Raw genomic sequence first — 3,212 nt, 5'->3', positions numbered from 1 at the left:
GGTCCGGTACTCCACATTCTAAAAGTATTTTATTTCTCCATAATGCTGGAGAAAGTGAGGGAATTGAGTTAACACATCCAGCTGTATTTAACAGAGCTATACAACTCAACAGTTTTAAGATTTTCTTCATTATTCCCCTCTTTCAATGGATTTATTTACAATAAAAAAGCTCATAAGCCTGTTGATATTTCCTGTCATCGCTGTTTAAACAACGGTGAACAATATTGAAATGGTTGGTTGAGGAAACAATCCCGCCATTCCAAGAAAAGGCAAGAATAGTGGGATTGTTGATCATCACAAACAGCAAGACTTAAGGCTCGCATTCAGGTTGTTCTGGATGCTTTGTACAAAAAGGGCTGTTTAAGCGCTTCTTGACACTTCGCTGTGGAACAACAGCGCCTGGACGACAAATGGGCAAGTTTTTCTCTTTAAAAGTATAACATGGCCCTCCCGCTCTTGCTACTTCTTCATCTTTATAGCGGAATCCTGATTGGAGCATGCAAGCATAAGTTGTTGCTTTAGCATTAATACTCTGCTGTTGGTTTTCTGGATCGATATCATAAGGCGTTGGCATGCCACATTCTAATAGGGCTTTTCCTATCTCCGTAAAATCAGTAACACTATTTTTCTCCCACATACTCAAATACCCTGGAGCAGGCTTATCAATGTTACATCCAGCAATATTTAACAGAATGAGACCACTTAATAATTTCAAGATTTTCTTCATTTTTTTCTTCCTGAATATTTTGAATAAATTGGCGTACGATTAGGTGAACCGTAGCGCCATGTACAAGCATCACCGGCATGACCATAACAAGCATGAACACTTGGGTAGCCCTTAAATATTTGCCCTCTCTCTTTCCAGGGACCACTTCCAGGAGGTATTTGTTCAAAAGTGTAAGGATTTTTGCCAATCTTTGTACCCACAACGTCATATTTATGATTTTCCAAGTTTACATAATCCTGCTTTCCATCACTTAAGATATATAACGTATCTGCCATGTTTTGAGTATTATAAGCTGGTCCAAAGAAATTAATCGTTGTTTTCTTTGCTATACCATGAACACCATGCTTTTCTAAATCATGCGATCCATTGCCCGCTGTCATACTGCCGCGGCTATGCGCATCAGTATGCAATCCTATATTGCCAAGGCTATACAACAGATTCTGGTACTTCTTCGTCGAATTGGTCAAAATACCCAACTTACCTTCTAGAGCATACTGATACCCTGCAATGAACAACTCTACCAAGCGCGAATCGCTATGAGGGAACATCAGAAAATAGTGTGGATCATTCTTGTTATCAGCCAACTGAACCGCATTATGGGCTGCGTCATCTGGTGTTGTAAGAATACCATTGAGGAAAAAATGAACCTTGCCATCAGAACCTTTTTGTAAATTCTGTTGTTCTTCATCCGTTAAATAATGTGCGTGAGGAAACAATCGCGCCATTCCAAGTGAAGGCAAGGATGGCAGATTGTTGATCATCACTTAAGGCTTGCATTCAGGTTGTACTGGACTTCTTTTACAAAACGGGCTGTTTAAGCGCTTTTCGACACTTCTCTTCGGGATGACAGCACCAGGCTGACAAATGGGCAAGTTTTCGGCTTTATAGTTTTGACACCAAGTTCCTCCCCATTTATCTTTATAGTGGAATCCTGCTTGAACCATACAGGCATCAATTGTTGCCCATCCATTATTGTTTACCTCTTTATTTTCTGAATCAGGATCGATAAGACTCGGCATTCCACATTCTAATAAGGCTTTTCCTACCTCAGTAGAATCTGCTCCTGTCTTCTCCCACATATTCACGTACCCTGGAGCAGGTTTGTCAATGTTTTCAATGTCACATCCAGCTATACTTAATAAAACTATCCCACTCAATAATTTAAACAGTGTATTCATTTTTTTCTCCATAAATAACCTAAACCTAAATTATCTAAAATTGCATAAGGTGCATAAATTTTTGTATTATCATTATGATGTGCTCCATAATCACGTTTACATGCTGCCGACGCATTACCATAACACCTATGGGTGCTAGATTTAAAGCCGCCTAGAGCTTTCCCTTGCTCTATCATTGGAGTTGCTGGTGGAAATATTGCATAAGGGAACCTTAAGGGTGCCTTATAAAAAGTAGGTAGATTGTGACCAATTCCTGTACCAATGGGATCGAATATATGGTTTTGTAAATAAATATGATCTTTTTTACCATCACTCACATAATAGAGTGCATTCGCTATTGATTGAGAGTTATCAGCTGGTCCAAAAAGATAGATATCTGTTTTTTCTGCTATACCGTGAATGCCATGCTGTTCAAAGTCACGCATTCCATTGCCCACTGTCAAGCTACCACGGCTATGCGCACTAACAATCGCCCCTGTATTGCCATAACGATAGATAAAATCTTGTAACTTCTTGGTCGAATTACTCCATCTCCCAAAATACTCATAAATCGCTACTCCGATCTCTACGAGCCTGTCTTTAGCTTGTGGGTGGTATGTAAAATAAAGGGGTTCATGCTCATTATCAGCTAACTGAACCGCATTACGCGCTGCTTCATCTGGTGTGTTAAAAATACCATTATAGAACATACGCCTGTTGCCATCAGAGCCAGCTTGTAAATACTGCTCATCTTCAGCATTTAAAAAGTGATACAGAGTGATATATTCTCCATCGCTGTCTTTTATATACTCTCCATTTTCATCGGTTAAATAGAGTACTTTGCCATTTTCATCATGCGCAATCTCACCTACTGGATGCTCTTTAACATTTGCGACTTCGCGCACTTTGTCCCAGTATCCCAATCCTTCATCCGATAAATCATTGATCATATCTAGGCGATTATGCACTGCTCCCTCAAGCGATGTGGCGTCCACCGGTGCAACGGCTTGGTGGGCTGTAGCGGTGTTGCGGTTGAGAGAGCCAATGATTTGTCCAGCATCTTGCCCCATCGCCCTCTGTCCAGTTGTATCAGTAAGAATGATAGTCCCATCGCTGATAGCAGATTTGGTTTCCCCTTCTGCTCCATCCTTGGCTTTGCCGTGATTTAAAACATTCTTGGCAATGTTCTTTATCGTGTCATTCCCAGAAATGCTAAACCCATGGCTGCTGGCTTTAGCATGGGCACTGTTGCTGATATCACTGGTGCTAATGCTTCCTGTGGTCAGGCTGTTTTTATCTGCCGGCGCGGTGCTGGCAATGATGCCTCC

General features: G+C 41.0%; 3 protein-coding genes and 1 pseudogene. All 4 read right to left on the bottom strand.

Going from position 1 to position 3,212, the window contains the following annotated elements:
* Positions 1-310 precede the first annotated feature (310 nt).
* On the bottom strand, positions 311-727 hold the full coding sequence (locus ACFIKN_RS08140; protein WP_375658216.1) for a hypothetical protein: 417 nt from the start codon (positions 725-727) through the stop codon (positions 311-313).
* Positions 724-1,488 (bottom strand): hypothetical protein, encoded by a 765-nt coding sequence (locus ACFIKN_RS08135; protein WP_375658215.1) that lies wholly within the window; start codon positions 1,486-1,488, stop codon positions 724-726. The genes ACFIKN_RS08140 and ACFIKN_RS08135 overlap by 4 nt, the downstream gene beginning before the upstream one ends.
* Positions 1,489-1,491: 3 nt before the next feature.
* Positions 1,492-1,905, bottom strand: a complete 414-nt coding sequence (locus ACFIKN_RS08130) for a hypothetical protein (protein ID WP_375637901.1) — start codon at positions 1,903-1,905, stop codon at positions 1,492-1,494.
* A pseudogene (locus ACFIKN_RS08125) lies at positions 1,902-3,212 on the bottom strand (filamentous hemagglutinin); the annotation flags it as partial. The pseudogene ACFIKN_RS08125 and the gene ACFIKN_RS08130, both read right to left, overlap by 4 nt.

Origin of the sequence: Bartonella sp. CL436QHHD (assembly GCF_042195105.1) — a bacterium.
GTDB lineage: Bacteria > Pseudomonadota > Alphaproteobacteria > Rhizobiales > Rhizobiaceae > Bartonella.
This window is presented reverse-complemented; position numbering and strand designations above follow the sequence as displayed.